The sequence below is a fragment of the Helicobacter cholecystus genome (genome assembly GCF_003364215.1).
GTDB lineage: Bacteria > Campylobacterota > Campylobacteria > Campylobacterales > Helicobacteraceae > Helicobacter_G > Helicobacter_G cholecystus.
In genome coordinates, this window is the sequence record NZ_NXLU01000001.1 from 169,686 (window position 1) to 185,577 (window position 15,892).

General features: G+C 32.4%; 17 protein-coding genes. 12 read left to right on the forward strand and 5 right to left on the reverse strand.

Annotation, left to right across the window (positions count from 1 at the left end):
* Positions 1–12 precede the first annotated feature (12 nt).
* The 7 genes from dnaA to CQA62_RS01065 all read left to right on the forward strand — a co-directional run bounded on the left by dnaA (position 13) and on the right by CQA62_RS01065 (position 6,285).
* Positions 13–1,335, forward strand: a complete 1,323-nt coding sequence (gene dnaA, locus CQA62_RS01030) for a chromosomal replication initiator protein DnaA (protein WP_104723840.1) — start codon at positions 13–15, stop codon at positions 1,333–1,335.
* 173 nt (positions 1,336–1,508) lie between these two features.
* Positions 1,509–2,579 carry a DNA polymerase III subunit beta gene (gene dnaN / locus CQA62_RS01040; RefSeq protein ID WP_104723844.1) on the forward strand — a complete coding sequence of 357 codons (1,071 nt, stop codon included), beginning with the start codon at positions 1,509–1,511 and terminating at the stop codon, positions 2,577–2,579.
* Between the two features lie 15 nt (positions 2,580–2,594).
* A complete protein-coding gene (gyrB, locus tag CQA62_RS01045; RefSeq protein WP_104723846.1) occupies positions 2,595–4,916 on the forward strand; it encodes a DNA topoisomerase (ATP-hydrolyzing) subunit B in 2,322 nt (773 codons plus the stop codon).
* Complete coding sequence (locus CQA62_RS01050) at positions 4,917–5,108, forward strand: superinfection immunity protein (RefSeq protein ID WP_104723848.1); 192 nt, start codon at positions 4,917–4,919, stop codon at positions 5,106–5,108.
* A gap of 1 nt (position 5,109) precedes the next feature.
* Positions 5,110–5,319 (forward strand): superinfection immunity protein, encoded by a 210-nt coding sequence (locus CQA62_RS01055; RefSeq protein WP_104723850.1) that lies wholly within the window; start codon positions 5,110–5,112, stop codon positions 5,317–5,319.
* Complete coding sequence (plsY, locus tag CQA62_RS01060; RefSeq protein WP_104723852.1) at positions 5,312–5,968, forward strand: glycerol-3-phosphate 1-O-acyltransferase PlsY; 657 nt, start codon at positions 5,312–5,314, stop codon at positions 5,966–5,968. The genes CQA62_RS01055 and plsY overlap by 8 nt, the downstream gene beginning before the upstream one ends.
* On the forward strand, positions 5,968–6,285 hold the full coding sequence (locus CQA62_RS01065) for a dihydroneopterin aldolase (protein WP_104723854.1): 318 nt from the start codon (positions 5,968–5,970) through the stop codon (positions 6,283–6,285). The genes plsY and CQA62_RS01065 overlap by 1 nt, the downstream gene beginning before the upstream one ends.
* A 900-nt stretch (positions 6,286–7,185) precedes the next feature.
* Here the strand turns inward: CQA62_RS01065 and CQA62_RS01070 are convergent.
* Genes CQA62_RS01070 through rsmA form a run of 4 tightly spaced genes read right to left on the reverse strand, consistent with a single transcriptional unit; the run spans position 7,186 to position 11,160 of the window.
* Positions 7,186–7,440, reverse strand: a complete 255-nt coding sequence (locus tag CQA62_RS01070) for a DUF2443 family protein (protein WP_104723856.1) — start codon at positions 7,438–7,440, stop codon at positions 7,186–7,188.
* Positions 7,437–8,393: a KpsF/GutQ family sugar-phosphate isomerase gene (locus tag CQA62_RS01075; RefSeq protein WP_104723858.1), complete on the reverse strand. Its 957-nt coding sequence runs from the start codon at positions 8,391–8,393 to the stop codon at positions 7,437–7,439. The genes CQA62_RS01070 and CQA62_RS01075 overlap by 4 nt, the downstream gene beginning before the upstream one ends.
* 3 nt (positions 8,394–8,396) lie before the next feature.
* Positions 8,397–10,373, reverse strand: coding sequence for a ribonuclease J (locus CQA62_RS01080; RefSeq protein ID WP_104723860.1), 1,977 nt, complete (start codon positions 10,371–10,373; stop codon positions 8,397–8,399).
* Positions 10,333–11,160: a 16S rRNA (adenine(1518)-N(6)/adenine(1519)-N(6))-dimethyltransferase RsmA gene (gene rsmA, locus CQA62_RS01085; protein ID WP_115585095.1), complete on the reverse strand. Its 828-nt coding sequence runs from the start codon at positions 11,158–11,160 to the stop codon at positions 10,333–10,335. The genes CQA62_RS01080 and rsmA overlap by 41 nt, the downstream gene beginning before the upstream one ends.
* A 59-nt stretch (positions 11,161–11,219) precedes the next feature.
* On the opposite strand from rsmA, the gene CQA62_RS01090 reads away from it, so the two are divergent.
* Positions 11,220–11,786, forward strand: coding sequence for a 5'-methylthioadenosine/S-adenosylhomocysteine nucleosidase family protein (locus CQA62_RS01090; RefSeq protein ID WP_104724200.1), 567 nt, complete (start codon positions 11,220–11,222; stop codon positions 11,784–11,786).
* A gap of 57 nt (positions 11,787–11,843) precedes the next feature.
* On the opposite strand, the gene CQA62_RS06860 is transcribed toward CQA62_RS01090, so the two are convergent.
* A complete protein-coding gene (locus CQA62_RS06860; RefSeq protein ID WP_104723862.1) occupies positions 11,844–12,047 on the reverse strand; it encodes a hypothetical protein in 204 nt (67 codons plus the stop codon).
* Between the two features lie 228 nt (positions 12,048–12,275).
* On the opposite strand from CQA62_RS06860, the gene rlmN reads away from it, so the two are divergent.
* The 4 genes from rlmN (at position 12,276) to lpxA (ending at position 15,884) form a co-directional block, all read left to right on the forward strand.
* A complete protein-coding gene (rlmN, locus tag CQA62_RS01100; protein ID WP_104723864.1) occupies positions 12,276–13,367 on the forward strand; it encodes a dual-specificity RNA methyltransferase RlmN in 1,092 nt (363 codons plus the stop codon).
* A gap of 97 nt (positions 13,368–13,464) precedes the next feature.
* On the forward strand, positions 13,465–14,565 hold the full coding sequence (locus CQA62_RS01105; protein ID WP_104723866.1) for an epoxyqueuosine reductase QueH: 1,101 nt from the start codon (positions 13,465–13,467) through the stop codon (positions 14,563–14,565).
* A 58-nt stretch (positions 14,566–14,623) separates the two neighbouring features.
* On the forward strand, positions 14,624–15,076 hold the full coding sequence (gene fabZ, locus CQA62_RS01110; RefSeq protein ID WP_104723868.1) for a 3-hydroxyacyl-ACP dehydratase FabZ: 453 nt from the start codon (positions 14,624–14,626) through the stop codon (positions 15,074–15,076).
* A 1-nt stretch (position 15,077) separates the two neighbouring features.
* Complete coding sequence (gene lpxA, locus CQA62_RS01115; protein ID WP_104723870.1) at positions 15,078–15,884, forward strand: acyl-ACP--UDP-N-acetylglucosamine O-acyltransferase; 807 nt, start codon at positions 15,078–15,080, stop codon at positions 15,882–15,884.
* Positions 15,885–15,892 lie beyond the last annotated feature (8 nt).

Sequence of the window (15,892 nt, forward strand, 5' to 3'; positions counted from 1 at the left end):
AATGGAGAAAAAATGAGTATTCAAATTATTTTTGAAAATTTAAAATCACAAGTTCCATCTGATGAATTTGAGCGATATTTTTCTAAGATAGAATATGATGCAGAAACCTCAAAATCAGATCTTTTGGTTTTTAAAGTTCCTAATAGATTCATTGCTTCTTGGATTGAGACAAAATATAGTGCTCATATTGCCTCACTTTGGGAAGATATTTATGGAGTTCTGCCAAAAATACAGATTCTCACACAAAGTCAAAAACAAAATGTGAATAATTCTACTCAAGAAATTATTAAAGTTATTCGCACTCAAACTTTTCTTAATCCTGATCTTATCTTTGACTCATTTGTTAGGGGTGAAAGTAATAAAATTGCTTTTGATATTGCTAAAAATGTTTCACAAAATCAAGCCAAACATTTTAATCCTGTATTGATTTATGGAAACACTGGACTTGGAAAAACTCACCTTCTTAATGCCATTGGTAATGAAGCTCAAAAGCAAGGAAAAATTGTTGTGTATGTAAGTTCTGAACAATTTCTTAATGAATATACAAATCGAATTAATAATAATACTATGGATAGATTTCGTGAAAAATATAGACAATGTGATTATTTATTGATTGATGATATTCAATTTTTTGGAGGAAAAGATCGCACACAAGAAGAATTTTTTCATACTTTTAATGAACTTCATAATAATCAAAAACAAATTGTAATGACCAGTGATAAACCCCCTAGAAAAATTGTAGGACTTGAAGAAAGATTAAAAAGTCGTTTTGAGGGAGGAATGTGTGTAGAAATTATTCCTCCAGAAATTGAATTAAAAATTGCTATTGTGAAGCAAAAATGCCAAATTAATCATATCAGTATTGATAATGAGAGTATTGCATTTTTAGCAACAAATGTGAGCAATGTTAGACAGATTGAAGGGATTCTTACACGTCTTAATGCAATGGCAAATATTATGGGAGTAGATATTTCACGTAAAATGGTAGAAAATGCCATTAGAGATAATATTAATGTCAATAATAAAAATATTACCTTAGAGAGTATTATTAATAAAGTTGCGCGATTTCTTAATATTAAACCCTCTGAAATTCGAAGTAAAACACGGACAAAAAATATCGCTACAGCAAGACGCTATGTAATCTTTTTAGCCAGAGAACTGATCCCAAACTCAATGTCAGCACTTGCAAAAGAACTTAATATGAAAGATCATAGTGCAGTTTCTAAAGCCCAGAAAAAAATGGAAGAAGAAATTGAACAATCAAGTGCACTTAAAATAATCATTGAAGATATGAAAAATCAGATCCAAGAAGAACAAAATGATAAACTTTCTTGATATAGGGATTTTTAGATACAATTTGAATGTGAAAAAATGTGAAAAAAATATTGGAGGTTTTTCACATAGGCAGCATCCCAAAAAAAGGGATTTAGAGAGAGTTGTTTCACATTTCACATTACTCTACAACTTCTCCTCTATTTTTATTAAATATCTCATCCTTAGGAGTCATAATGAAAATACAAATTTATAAAAGCCCTCTTGAAAACGTCCTTAATAATTTTCAAGCTTTTTTAGATAAAAGAGATCAAAGTAATATTACCTCCCATATTTACTTCAAAGTTCAAGATAACCAACTTTTACTTAAAGCTACTGATTTTGAAATGGGAATTAAAGCTTTTATTAATATTAATTCTATTCAAGAAGAAGGAGAGGGAACTGTTAATGGAAAAGAGATTTTAGGGATTATTAAACAACTCAAAGAAGATAAAGAAATTACTTTTGAAACAAAAAATGATGAATTTATCATTAAGCAAGGAAGAACAAACTTTAAACTCCCCATGTTTAACTCAGAAGAATTTCCACAATTTCCTTCATATACAGCAGAAAATAAAATCAATATTCCTACTGAAAATTTTATTGAAGCCATTAAAAAAATTTCTCCAGCAGTTGCAAACAATAATACAAAAATAGAACTCAATGGTGCAAATTTAGATATTAAAGAATATGTAATTAATTTTGTTTCTACTGATACAAAGCGTCTTGCACTTGTAAAGATGGAAACTCAATCTATCTCAACTCTCTCAGTCATCATTCCTAAAAGAGCTCTCATTGAAATTCCAAAACTCTTTTTAAATGATTTTGAAATTTATTACAACACAAGCCAACTTATTCTTGTGACTGAAAATTATTCATTCTTTACAAAATTGACAAATGGAAGATTCCCTGATTATGAAAGAATCATCCCAAAAACATTTAAACATTCTTTTACACTCCAAAAGAATAAAATGATTGCATCTTTAAAAATGATTCAATCAGTTTCTCAAGAAGTAAAAATCACTTTTAATCAAAATGAAGTTCTTTTTGAAAGCTTTGGAAATAACAATTCTCAAGCAGAGGATGGATTTGAAGCTGAGATTACAATTTCTGAGCCTATTGAAATTGCTGCAAATTTAAAGAGTTTATTAGACTTTTTAGGACAAATTGATAATGAAACTTTTGAATTATGTATTACTGAAAAAACAACACCTTTTTTACTAAGAGATAATAATTTTTTAACCATTGTCATGCCAATTAATCTATAAAAATAGGAAGTAAAAATGAACGAAGTCAAAGACTACGGAGCAGGAAATATTAAAGTCCTTAAAGGACTTGAAGCTGTAAGAAAACGTCCAGGAATGTATATTGGGGATACAAATATCAATGGATTACATCATATGGTTTATGAAGTAGTAGATAATTCTATTGATGAGGCAATGGCAGGACATTGTAATGCTATTTCTATCACCCTTACAAGTGAAGGGAGTGCGATCATTGAGGATAATGGCCGTGGAATTCCTGTAGATATGCATCCTACTGAAAATCTTCCTGCTGCAACTGTAGTTCTTACAGTATTACATGCTGGAGGAAAATTTGATAAAGATACTTATAAAGTTTCTGGAGGTTTGCACGGAGTAGGAGTAAGTGTTGTTAATGCTCTCTCACGTAAATTGATTATGACAATTAAAAGAGATGGAAATATCTATCGCCAAGAATTTCAAAAAGGTGTTCCCACAACTGCACTAGAAATCATTGGAAAAACAAAAGAACATGGAACAACTATTGAGTTTTATCCTGATGGTGAAGTGATGGAAGTTCTTGAATTTGATAGTGAAATTCTCATTAAACGCTTTAAAGAAATGGCCTATCTTAATCGTAATATTATTATTTCTTTTACTGATGAAAAAAATGGAAGAAGAGAAAAATATCATTTTGAAGGGGGACTAAAACAATTTGTAGAAGATATTAATAAAAAACCCCTTCTTTCTGAAATTATCAGTTTTGAAGTGAGTGATGAAGAACTTGAAGCAGAAATTGCACTTGCATATAATGAGGGTTATGATGAAAAAGTCTTAAGTTTTGTTAATAATATTCGCACTCCTGATGGTGGAACGCATGAAGCAGGTTTTAGAGCAGGACTTAGTCGAGCAATTATTAATTATATTGATGCAAATGCCAATACTAGAGAAAAAGATTCAAAAGTTACAGGAGATGATGTGCGAGAGGGGCTTGTAGCAATTATCTCTACAAAGGTAATGGAACCTCAATTTGAAGGACAAACTAAAGGAAAGCTTGGAAGTTCCTTTGTTAAACCCATTATTCAAAAACTTACTTATGAAAAACTTACAAAATTCTTTGAAGAAAATCCTATTCAAGCCAAAGCAATTATGCAAAAAGCACTTTTAGCAGCTCGCGGAAGAGAAGCAGCTAAAAAGGCTAGGGAACTTACACGAAAAAAAGAAACACTTTCAGTAGGAACTTTACCCGGAAAATTAGCAGATTGTCAAAGTAAAGATCCTAGTGAATCAGAAATTTATCTTGTTGAGGGAGATAGTGCAGGAGGATCTGCAAAACAAGGAAGAGATAGAGCTTATCAAGCAATTTTACCCCTTAGAGGAAAGATTCTTAATGTTGAAAAATCTCGCCTTGATAAAATTTTAAAAAGTGAAGAGATTAAAAATATGATTACAGCTTTTGGCTGTGGGATTGGAGAAGAATTTAATCTTGAAAAACTTCGCTACCACAAAATTATTATTATGACTGATGCTGATGTTGATGGCAGTCATATCCAAACACTTTTGATGACATTTTTTTATCGCTATTTAAGACCATTGATTGAAAATGGTCATATTTATATTGCTCAGCCACCCCTTTATCGCTTCAAAAAAGGAAAGAAAGAAATTTATCTCAAAGATGAGAGAGCTTTAAGCGAATATTTGATTGAAAATGGAATTGAAAATTTTAGTTTTAAGGGGATTGGGAATAAAGAACTTCTAGAAATTCTTAAATTTATTTCAGCTTATCGCAGTGTGCTTAAAGAGCTTGAAAAACGTTATGCAATGATTGAAGTGATTAGATTTTTGATTGAAAATCGTGATTATGTAGGGTTAGAATTTTCAGCAATGAGTGAAAAAATTGAGGAATATTTAAAAAATATTGATTGCAATATCCTCAATAAAATTGTTAGTGAAGATGAAATTTTATTTTATATTCAAACAAAAACAGGATTAGTGGAACTTGTTTTAAATGAAGATCTCTTTATTGATAAACATTTTGAAGAGGCTTATTATATTTACAATAAGATTCAAGAAAGAGATTTAGCATTCTTAGAAGGAAAAGATTTATTAGAGGTTTTAGAGAATATTGAAGAGAGTGCAAAAAAAGGAACTTATATCCAACGTTATAAAGGTCTTGGAGAGATGAATCCTGAGCAATTATGGGAAACAACAATGACTCCACAAAATCGGACACTCTTAAGAGTAAAACTTGAAGATATGCAGAGTGCTGATGAAATCTTTACTCTCTTTATGGGAGATGAAGTTGAGCCAAGAAGAGCTTATATCCAAGAAAATGCTAAAAATGTGAAGCATCTGGATGTATAAATGGAGATTTCAATTTGGCAAATTACTTTTCTCTTTATCTTTATCATTCCTCTTGTTTTTCTGCCTACAATCATTGCTTTTGCAAGAGGACATAAAAGTAGATTTGGGATTTTTGTGCTTAATTTTTTCTTAGGTTGGACATTTGTTTTCTGGGTAGTTTCTTTAGCTTGGGCATTGGGTAAGAAAGATTAAAATGGAATGGATTTTTATTTTATTAGGTTTATTATTTCTTATATTACTGATTAGAATTTTCTTTTTACCTGCAAGAATTGCACACTCTAAAAATACAAGAAATAAAAGAAAGATTCTTCTATCTAATTTATTTTTAGGTTGGACATTGATTTCTTGGTTTATTATTTTACTTTGGGCAATTAATGATAAAGAGGAGGAAGTAAATGTTTGAAATTTTAAGCAATATTAATGTCATATTTTATATTTTAGCCTATGTTGTAGGAGGGATTCCTTTTGGGCTTTTAATCTGCAAAAGTATTTATAAAATCAATCTTAGAGAGATTGGTTCAGGAAGTATTGGTGCAACTAATGTTTATCGTGCAATTAAAGAGATTGATCCTAATAAAGCCAAATTCTACTCAATCTTAACAATTTTTCTTGATGCGATCAAAGGAATGGTTGTGGTGGCATTAGCTAAGATTTTTGGCTTAAGTTATGAAACACAATGGATGATTGCACTTCTTTCAGTCATTGGACATTGTTATAGTCCATTCTTAAATTTTTCAGGGGGTAAGGGAGTGGCGACTTCTATTGGTTCAGTTTTTTTATTGATGCCTGTTGAAGGGAGTTTAGGACTTCTTGTATGGTTTATTGTAGGGAAAGTTTTTAAAATCTCTTCACTCTCTTCACTCATTGGGGTTTTAAGTGGGATTGCTCTGAGTTTTGTAATTCCTTATATTTTTCCTTTGCCAGAGTGTATCAATATTAATTCCCAAGTCCACTCCCATGCCCCAGTATTGTTAATTGGAGCATTGATTATTTATACACATATTCCAAATATTATTCGTCTGATTAAAAGAGAAGAAAAAAAGATTTTTTAATGACTTTATTGATTGAAAATCTTTCATTTAAAGCTATTGTTGGAATTTTACCGAGTGAGAGAGTAAAAGAGCAAAATATTATTATTAATGCAGAATTTAGCTATGAATATAAGGGAGAATATCTCAATTATGTGGAGATTGTAGAGTTTTTAAAGACAGAATTTCAAAATAATGCCTATGGACTGCTTGAAGAAGCCCTAGAAGATCTCAAAGTTAAAATTGCAATCTCTTTTCCCTCTATTACACACTATACCCTCTCAATCAAAAAGCCTGAGATTTTGAGTGATTGTGTGGTGGGGGTGAAAATCAGTATATGAAAAAGATTATTTTCTTATGTATGTATATTTTAGTGTGTTTAGTAGGATATAAATAAAGAGAGCTTGTTGAGCTCTTATCAAAATGTTTGAAATAGAAGTGTTTAAAGAGCCAATAAAAACAATTTTTCAAGATAATACTTTTTTATTCTCCTGTAAAAAACAAGAAAATTTTTAAAACTATGAAGGAGTTTTAATCCTTGGTGGGAATCCTCTTATAAGGCTTAGTAGAGCAATTGCTCTTTATAAAAATAGAATTATCAAAAAATCTATATCACTCAGCCAAAAAATCATATCCAAAGCTACAATGGAATTTTATAAAGTGAATTTGAAAAGCTCTCAATAGTGTTTAACTCACTTAAAATCTCTTATGAAGTTGTATAAAATCTAAAAAGTGGAGCAATAAGCACACTAGAAGAAGCTAAAGACTTTATAAGATTTGCTAAAAATCAAGATATTAAGAAAGTTTTGATTCTTACAGATTCTTTTCATACTTTAAGAGCATATACAATTTTTCGCTCTGAATTTGTAAAAGAGGGAATAGAGATGGATTTATACATCATAGAAACTAATCCTTACTATGATAAAAATAATTGGTGAAAAAGTGAATTAGGATTAAGAATTTATTGTTGAGAGTGGAACATCTAGTCTATTGGCTCAAAGCTTTTGAGAATGTAAAAGAGTATTGAGAAAAGTGTAACTAGAAAAGTATTAAAATAGGGATAGTAAGAAATTCTTTACTTATTATTTTAGAATTGCCATCTAATACGAGTTGGCTTTTATTAATTTTTAGATTGTGAAATAGCAAATTTTATTCAAGAGAATGCTCATCTACTTTTATAATTCAGATATTATTATAAGTAAAGTATTAAGTTCTAGAACACTCAAAGATAGATTGATTTTCTAAACTACAAAAAATTCTTTCCTTAATTTATTCATCTGATCTAATGCTTGTTTGAGTTTCTGGGCAGAAGTATTGATTTCTTCAAATGCCCAATCACTTAAATCCTCAGGCATATCCTTTGAACCTCTTTTAATCAGAATATAGTCTTGCATAGAAATACAAGCAAGATTAAGTGCGATTTGAAGCTCTTCTTTTGCTGTTTCTATCTCTCCATAGATTTGATCAATGCGTTGGAGTAATGGATCAAATGTCATTGAATACCTGCCTCAATGAGTGTATGGAGATGTAAAACCCCCAGAACTCTTTTTTCTTTATCTACAATGATGAGAAGTTGAATTTTATTCTCTTCCATTATTTTTAAAGCCTCATAAGCTAAAAGATTTTCATCTTGACAAGTTTTAGGGTCAAGTGTGCAGAAATCTATTGCAGGGCGTTGAAAATCAAAATCATTCCTCATCATTGCCCTCCTTAAATCCCCATCACTTAATATTCCTATTAGCTTGTGATCTTCTACTACAATGGCACTGCCAAGTCTTGCTTCACTCATCACTACAACAGCATCTTTTAAAGAGAGTTTTGGATCGATGAAAGGAAGATTTTCTCTTTGCATTAAATCTTTGATTCTGACAAAAAGTCTTTTGCCCAATGCTCCTCCAGGATGAAAAGATGCAAAATCTTCATGAGTGAAATTTCTCTCTTTCATTAAACATACTGCAAGCATATCTCCAAGAGCTAAAGTAAGCGTAGTGGAGGTAGTGGGAGCAGTGTTAAGAGGACAAGCTTCTGCATCAATTTCAAGACTTAGAAAATAATCCCCAAGAAGAGAAACTGAACTTGTAGGGCTTTTGGTCATTGTCATGATCTTTGCTCCAATGCGTTTGATATGAGGGAGAACCATTTTAAGCTCATCACTCTCCCCACTATAACTAATTGCTAAAACCATATCTTTGTTTTCAATCATTCCCAAATCACCATGGAGTGCTTCTGTGGGATGGATAAAAAAGCTAGGAGTGCCTGTGCTTGCTAAGGTTGCTGCAATTTTAGCCCCAATATGTCCACTTTTTCCCACACCCATAACAATGAATTTTCCTTCTAAAGCAAGAATATTTTTAATAATTTCTTTTAATTCTTTTTCATTAATTCTTTGGCTAGCCTTAATCAATGCTTGCGCTTCATCTCTTAAGACTTTTTTAGCAATTTCTAACATAGTTTAATCCACAAAGAAATTTAAAGAGAGTAGAGGATATTTTTTGTATTGCTTAAAAATAAGTTTTTTAAGAATATTTCTAGCCTCTATTTCAATATTTTTAGAATTGAACTCTTTTTTAAATGCCTTAAGCATTAAAGTAAGTGCATCTGCAATTTCCTTACTGAGTGCTTTTTCATCTTTTGGATTAGTCAGACCAAAACTAGAGATTCTCACCTCTCCATCAAAATCCATATTTTTCTTACTCACTTTTGCACTTAAAGTTACAACCCCATCATTTGCAAGGTTTTGACGATCAAGAATTGTATTGTAATCAATCTGTCGATCTGCTTGATTATCAATAAAAGTCTTTCCAGTTTTTACAGAGCGAACTTTACGAATATAATTTGGATTGACTTCAATTTGATCACCATCTTCCATAAGATAAATATTTTTCTCAGGCACTCCACATTTAATTGCCGTTTCTTTGTGCTTTGCAATATGATTATATTCTCCATGCACAGGAAGGAAGAATTTAGGTTTAATCAGACGAAGCATAAGCTTTTGTTCTTCTTGTGCAGCATGCCCACTCACATGAATTTCACTAAAGTCTTGATACACTACTCTTGCCCCACTTTTTTGTAAGAAATTAATCACAGCAGAGACTGATCCCTCATTTCCTGGGATAGCTTTAGCAGAGATAATGACTAAATCACTGGGTTTCATTTTGATGTGGCGATGCTCATCAGTGGCCATTCTGTAAAGTGCACTCATTGTTTCACCTTGGGAGCCTGTGGTGACTATAAGCACTTCTTCATCAGGATATTTTTCTACCTCATGAGCTTCAATAAAGATTCCTTGAGGGATATTGATATATCCTAATTCTCTTGCAATTTCTAGGTTTTTTTCCATCGATCGCCCAATTACTGCAACTTTTCTATTGTACTTGATTGCATAGTTAATGGCTTGATACACTCGATGAATATTTGAGCTAAATGTGCTCATAATTACCCTACCTTCAGCTTGTTTAAAGAGTGCATCAAATGTTGGCCCTACAACTGCCTCACTAGGAGTGACGCCACTTTTGTGAGAATTTGTGCTATCGCTAAGTAATACCATCACCCCTTCTTCTCCATAGTAAGCTAATCGATGCAAATCTGTAGGTAATCCATCTACAGGTGTATGGTCAATTTTAAAATCTCCTGTATGTAAAATTACACCCGCTTCTGTGCGGATAGCAAGAGCTGAAGCATCAATCACTGAGTGAGTGATATGAATCCACTCAATTTCAAATTCTCCAATTTTAATAGGCTTTCTTTTCTCTACACTTCTAAAAAGTGAGCGATATTTTTTTAACCCATGTTCATCAAATTTTGCACTAATCATTCCCAAGGGTAGTGGAGTTCCATAAAGTGGAAATTGCATCACTTTATAAAGATAAGGGACTGCCCCAATATGATCTTCGTGTGCATGGGTGATAATGACTGCTTCAATTTTATCTTTAATGGTTTGTAGATAACTAAAATCAGGGACTAAAATATCTACCCCTGGCATACTTTCATCAGGGAAACTCATACCTACATCAATGATAATTGCAGATTTTTCAGTCTCAATGACTGTCATATTTCCTCCAATTTCTCCCAATCCCCCAAGTGGAGTGATTCTTACTTTAGATTTTGTATTGAGATTAAGTTTATAGTGAGGATTAAGACTATTTTTTTGAATTCTTGTATTGTTATCTACATTACGTTTAAGTTCTCTATGCAGATTAAGATTACCTTTTTCATTGGTGCTTTTAATTTCTCTTACACCATCGTGATTCTGAACTTCTTCTTTGGTATTTTTATTATGAGCATAATTATTCTTCCCACTCCATCGACGATTTTGTGTTCGCTTATGTTCTTTATTTTCATTATTCTTATGGGTATGACTAACTCGACGTTCTTTATTATTTTGTTCTTTATTTTGGTGAACTGCTATCTTTTGTTCGTTGTTTTCCATTTTTTTCCTTATTTTCTAAAATTTGGTGATAGAGTGTAGTGTCAACTTCGTGAGGTCTTAGATTTTCTTGTAATCCTAATTTAGAGAAAATCTCCTCAATTTCTTGCTTAGGATAGAACTTTACTAGATTTTTGGCTAGTTTTTTGCGTGGTGCAGAAAATGCAATTTTAAGTAAAGTCTCAAGTTTTTCTATCTCTTCAACTCTAGGGTGGTTGGGTTTTTTTATCATTCGAAATACTGCTGAAGTTACTTTTGGAGCAGGTTCAAAAGCACTTGCAGGAACTTCAAAAAGAAATTCTATTTCTCCCACACTTTGAGCTATAACACTCAGAGCACAAAACTCTTTTTCTCCCACACGGGCACAAAATTTTTCCGCAACTTCTTTTTGAGTCATTACGACAAATCCCTCACACTTTTCATCTCTAAGCAGTTTTAAGACGATCAGCGTTGCAATGTAATAAGGGAGATTAGAAACCAAAAAATATGGCTCTGGGTGTAGCCAACCTGTGGAATCTTTGAGCTCCAACACATCACATAAGACCAATTTAAGTTTTTGCGTTTCTAGCAACCTAGAGTGTCTTTTAATAAGCAAAGAACATAAGTCTTCATCTACCTCATAAGCTATCAAATTGTGGATTTTGATTAGCTCATCAGTCAAATCACCCAAGCCAATCCCAATCTCAATGAGTTGTGAGGAAATATTGGGAATCGCTTGGACAATTTGGCGTAAAAAATAACCATCTTTTAAGAAATTTTGTCCAAATTTCTTTTTTGCTTTATAATGCACTCTTTAAGTTTCCTTTTGATTTTGATTGTATCTTGTTTTTGGAAATGTTGGGAGGAAAAATGTTTGTATGTGCTGGAAATGGTGAAGAGTTTGAATTTGCAAAGAGTATAGGTGTAGGATTAGTAGAAAGTGCGATGACTTTAAGCCAACTTTGCTCTTGTAAAAATATAGAAAGTCTAGTTTTTATTGGAAGTGCAGGAAGCTATGACAAAGAGGTAAAATTACTGGATTTGTTTGTGAGCGATTATGCTACTCAAATAGAAAATTCATTTTTGCAAGATAAGAGTTATACCCCTATCCCACAAGAAATTAAACTCACTCAAAATGTTTCATGTGAAACAATTCAAAAGATTTTTTCTCTTGATTTGCCTCAAGCTATTGTTAATTCTAGTAATTATATTTGTGTAGATTCAAATTATGCGCTGAATATGAAAAAGAAAGGAATCTTGCTAGAGAATATGGAATTTTTCTCTGTGCTTTCTGTGGCTAGACGTTTTAATCTTCCTGCTTTGGGAGTGTTTTGTGTAAGCAATTATTGTGGAGAAAATGCTCATCAGGAGTTTTTGAAAAATCGGGGAAAAGTGATAGAAAAATTAAAAAGCGTGGTGGAGAGATTGAAGGTTTGAGAGATAACCTCTAGAGACTTAAAAAGAGGTTTGATTTTTTAATGATGTCTCAAATATCTAGTGTTTAATCATTCTATACAAGCTATAAAGAGAGATAAAAAATACAAGAAAACTAACCCCAAGGTTTTGAGTAATTATATAACTAAAGACTGAAACAATAAGAGGGATTCCTAATAAAAAAATATAAAAAATTGCAACAAGTGCAAGACTTAGCCAAAGCTCCCAAAAACCTAAAATTAAAATAACTAAAAATGTCCACATTACTTTTTTCTTTCTTTTTAATCTAATTAAGTATTTAACTATACCCCCCCCCCTTCCTTAAAATCTACTTAAAAAATAAAATTTTGTATTTAGATTTATGGCTTTTGATGTTAATGAGAGAGTGGAGAAGAAATTTAAACTTAGAGAGAATTAAACAAAAGCTAGGATTATAGTGTTTTTTGCTACAATCCCCCCTTTATTCCAAAACCCAATAAAGAGTATTCCAAAATGAAAAAAAATATTTATGACTATACCCTTAAAGAAATGGAAGAAATGTTTTCTCCTAGTTTTAGAGCTAAGCAAATTTATCATTGGCTTTATGTCAAGTATGAAGAAAATTTTAATCAAATGCAAAATCTTCCCAAGACCTTACAAGAAGAATTAAATGAAAAATTCTGTGCCCAAAATCTAAAAATTATTACTATTGAAAATAGCATTGATGGAAGTAAAAAATATCTTTTTCAGACAAAAGAAGGTCTAAGTTTTGAGAGTGTTTTTATCAAGATGAGAGATAAAAAAATTGATGAAACTGGAAGAATTGTTGAGGGGGAAAAATATACCTTCTGTCTTTCTTCTCAGGTGGGATGCAAGGTTGGGTGTGCATTTTGCTCTACTGCTAAAGGGGGATTTGTGAGGAATTTAAGTGCAGGAGAGATTGTAGAGCAGGTTGTAAGGCTTAAAAAAGACAATGATTTGGCTCCAGAGAAGAGGGTCAATATTGTTTATATGGGTATGGGAGAACCATTAGATAATTTAGATAATGTTTCTAAGGCCATCTCAATTATTGCTGAACTCAATGGACTCTCCATTTCTCCAAGACGCCAAACCATTTCTACTAGTGGTATAGCTCCAAAAATTAAAAAACTAGGAGAAATGGATTTAGGAGTGCAACTTGCAATTTCACTTCATGCTGTAGATGATGAGTTAAGGAGTAAGCTTATTCCTATGAATAAAGCTTATAATATTAGAGCAATTCTTGATGCTGTGAGATCATTTCCTGTAGATACAAGAAAGAGAATTATGTTTGAATATCTTGTGATAAAAGATCTCAATGATGATCTAGCAAGTGCAAAAAAACTTCTTAAACTTCTTGATGGAATTAAATCTAAAGTTAATTTAATTTTCTTTAATCCTCATGAAGAGAGTGAATTTGAACGTCCAGAAGTCGAGAAAGTCAAAGCTTTTGCTGATTTTTTAGTACAAAGAGGATTGCTTTGTACAATTAGAGAATCTAAGGGATTGGATATTTCAGCAGCATGTGGTCAACTCCGTGAGAAAGAAAAAAGAAAAAATGTTTCATGTGAAACAAAAGGACAATAAGATGGGTGTTGTTGATGTGATTTTATTAATTATTTTGAGCATTGTTGTTTTAGTGGGTGGAGTAATGTTTATAAAATATTTCAAGTAGGATGAAGCAATGTTGGTGCATATTTGTTGTAGTGTAGATAGTCATTATTTTTTGAGTGAATTAAAAAAAATCTATCCTGATGAGAAAATGATTGGTTTTTTTTATAACCCCAATATTCATCCCCGCTCAGAACATGATCTAAGATTGCTTGATGTGAAGCGAAGTTGTCAAATGCTTGGAGTAGAACTTATTGAGGGACAATATGATGATGAGGTTTGGAATAAAGAAGTTAGAGGTTTAGAAGATGAACCAGAAAAAGGGGCAAGATGCAATGTATGTTTTGATGTGAGATTGATACAGAGTGCCAAACTTGCTAGAAAGTTAGGAGAGAAGGTTTTTACAACAACTCTTCTTTCCTCTCCGATGAAAACCCAAGACATTCTCTTTTCTCAAGGAGAAAAAATTGCTCAAGATTTTGGATTAGAATTTATCAAGATTGATGTCAGAAGCCAAGGTGGGACACAAAAACAAAATGAACTCAGTAAAAAAGACAAACTTTATCGTCAAAATTATTGTGGATGCAAGTTTGCACTTCAAAAACAAAGAGAAAAGCAAGGAAGATTTCCCTTAGAATTTATTTCCCCTATTCATCAGCAAGTGATGAAAGGGAGCATTGAATATCGTAATGAGGTTTTTAACAAAAGAATGAGGCTTGAAGAGGAGAAAAAATCTTATATTCTCGTGCAACAAAAACAACTTATTTGGCGATGCTTCCAGGCTAAATTGGAGGTTTTTGGAGCGTGTGCAAAAAGCTATGTGGTGACTCATTCTCAAAGTAAAAAAAATATTAGATTAGGCGCACTCTCTTGGGTCATTCCAAAGAATTTTCCCCTTAAGATCGGGAGAGTGGGGATAAGTAAAAGAGATGATACGCTGATTTTTACCCTTAAGGCTTTTAATGAAATCTTAAAATTAGATTATAAAAATCTTGATGATTTGCTTCTCTTTCCACCCCCTTATATGCTTGAGCTTTCTTTGCGTGAAAAGATTGGTTTCCCTCAATCGATCAATCCAATCTTGGTTGTAGAACATGAGTTTAAAGAAGACGCAAGAGTAAATATTCAAAGCATTTTCCAAGAAGAGGCAGTTTTTGAAGTGTTAGAAGTTTAGTTTTGGTAAAATGAGCGATCTTAAAGATTTATGAACTAAAATAATAAGGGAATACAAAATGATGGATGTCAATATTATCAAAAAAATTCTGCCACATCGCTATCCGATGCTCCTTGTAGATCGTGTAGTAGACATTAAACCCAATGAGAGCATTGAAGCTTATAAAAATGTCACAATTAATGAAGAAGTATTTTTAGGGCATTTTCCAAAGCAACCTATTTATCCAGGAGTAATGATTATTGAGGGAATGGCGCAAGCAGGTGGACTTTTGGCATTTATAAGTATGTTTGGGGATAATTATTCTATAGCAGAAAATAAGATTGTTTATTTTATGACAATTGATCGAGTGAAATTCAGAATCCCTGTTGTCCCTGGAGATAGACTGATTTATAAGGTAGATGTCATCAAAAATAAAGGAGCAATTTGGCAAATGGAGGCCAAGGCCTATGTTGATGACAAGCTTGTCTCTGAAGCAGAGCTTAAAGCCATGATTGCTGATGTGGAGAAGTAAAATGATTGCCTCAAGTGCAAAAATTGCAAAGACCGCCATTATTGCTGAGGGTGCAAAAATTGGAGAGAATGTTGAGATTGGCGAGTTTTGTATTATTGGAGAGAATGTTGAGATTGGCGAAGGGAGCAAGGTTTTTCATCATGCTTGTATTGAGGGCTATACAAAGATTGGGAAAAACAACAAAATCTTTTCTTACGCAGCTGTAGGAATTCCTCCTCAAGATCTCAAATTTTCTGGAGAAAAAACTGAACTCATTATTGGGGATAATAATCTTATTCGAGAATTTACTACACTTAACCCTGGGACTGAGGGAGGTGGAGGAATTACAAAGATTGGGAATAATAATCTTTTAATGGCTTATGTGCATGTGGCACATGATTGTTTGATTGGAAATCACTGTATTCTTGCAAATGGTGCAACATTGGCTGGTCATATTGAATTAGGAAATTATGTTAATGTCGGAGGACTCACTCCAATCCATCAATTTTGTAAAGTTGGAGATGGTGCGATGATTGCAGGAGCATCAGCCCTTTCTCAAGATATCCCTCCTTATTGTATGGCCGAGGGAAATAGGGCGGTAATTCGCGGATTTAATCGCCATAGAATGAGATTGCTTTTCTCTCATGAAGAAGTGGATAGCATTTGCACACTCTATAAAGTTCTTTTCTCTCGTGTAGCCCCAATTAAAGAATTAGCTCAAGAGCAATTAGAAAAAAATCCAAATGATACACATACTCAAAATATTTGTAATTTTATTTTGAACTCAACGCGAGGAATCCCACTTAAAAAAGGAAGTGTTAGTGAATAGATGTAGTT

What these genes read in the sequence shown, in the direction of transcription:
- CQA62_RS01090 (WP_104724200.1), top strand. Translation starts at nt 11,220, where the DNA reads ATGTTTGTATGTGCTGGAAATGGTGAAGAGTTTGAATTTGCAAAGAGT.
- CQA62_RS01070 (WP_104723856.1), bottom strand. Translation starts at nt 7,440, where the DNA reads ATGACATTTGATCCATTACTCCAACGCATTGATCAAATCTATGGAGAG.
- CQA62_RS01050 (WP_104723848.1), top strand. Translation starts at nt 4,917, where the DNA reads ATGGAGATTTCAATTTGGCAAATTACTTTTCTCTTTATCTTTATCATT.
- dnaA (WP_104723840.1), top strand. Translation starts at nt 13, where the DNA reads ATGAGTATTCAAATTATTTTTGAAAATTTAAAATCACAAGTTCCATCT.
- lpxA (WP_104723870.1), top strand. Translation starts at nt 15,078, where the DNA reads ATGATTGCCTCAAGTGCAAAAATTGCAAAGACCGCCATTATTGCTGAG.
- CQA62_RS06860 (WP_104723862.1), bottom strand. Translation starts at nt 12,047, where the DNA reads ATGTGGACATTTTTAGTTATTTTAATTTTAGGTTTTTGGGAGCTTTGG.
- CQA62_RS01055 (WP_104723850.1), top strand. Translation starts at nt 5,110, where the DNA reads ATGGAATGGATTTTTATTTTATTAGGTTTATTATTTCTTATATTACTG.
- CQA62_RS01080 (WP_104723860.1), bottom strand. Translation starts at nt 10,373, where the DNA reads ATGGAAAACAACGAACAAAAGATAGCAGTTCACCAAAATAAAGAACAA.
- fabZ (WP_104723868.1), top strand. Translation starts at nt 14,624, where the DNA reads ATGATGGATGTCAATATTATCAAAAAAATTCTGCCACATCGCTATCCG.
- CQA62_RS01075 (WP_104723858.1), bottom strand. Translation starts at nt 8,393, where the DNA reads ATGTTAGAAATTGCTAAAAAAGTCTTAAGAGATGAAGCGCAAGCATTG.
- dnaN (WP_104723844.1), top strand. Translation starts at nt 1,509, where the DNA reads ATGAAAATACAAATTTATAAAAGCCCTCTTGAAAACGTCCTTAATAAT.
- gyrB (WP_104723846.1), top strand. Translation starts at nt 2,595, where the DNA reads ATGAACGAAGTCAAAGACTACGGAGCAGGAAATATTAAAGTCCTTAAA.
- plsY (WP_104723852.1), top strand. Translation starts at nt 5,312, where the DNA reads ATGTTTGAAATTTTAAGCAATATTAATGTCATATTTTATATTTTAGCC.
- CQA62_RS01105 (WP_104723866.1), top strand. Translation starts at nt 13,465, where the DNA reads ATGTTGGTGCATATTTGTTGTAGTGTAGATAGTCATTATTTTTTGAGT.
- rlmN (WP_104723864.1), top strand. Translation starts at nt 12,276, where the DNA reads ATGAAAAAAAATATTTATGACTATACCCTTAAAGAAATGGAAGAAATG.
- CQA62_RS01065 (WP_104723854.1), top strand. Translation starts at nt 5,968, where the DNA reads ATGACTTTATTGATTGAAAATCTTTCATTTAAAGCTATTGTTGGAATT.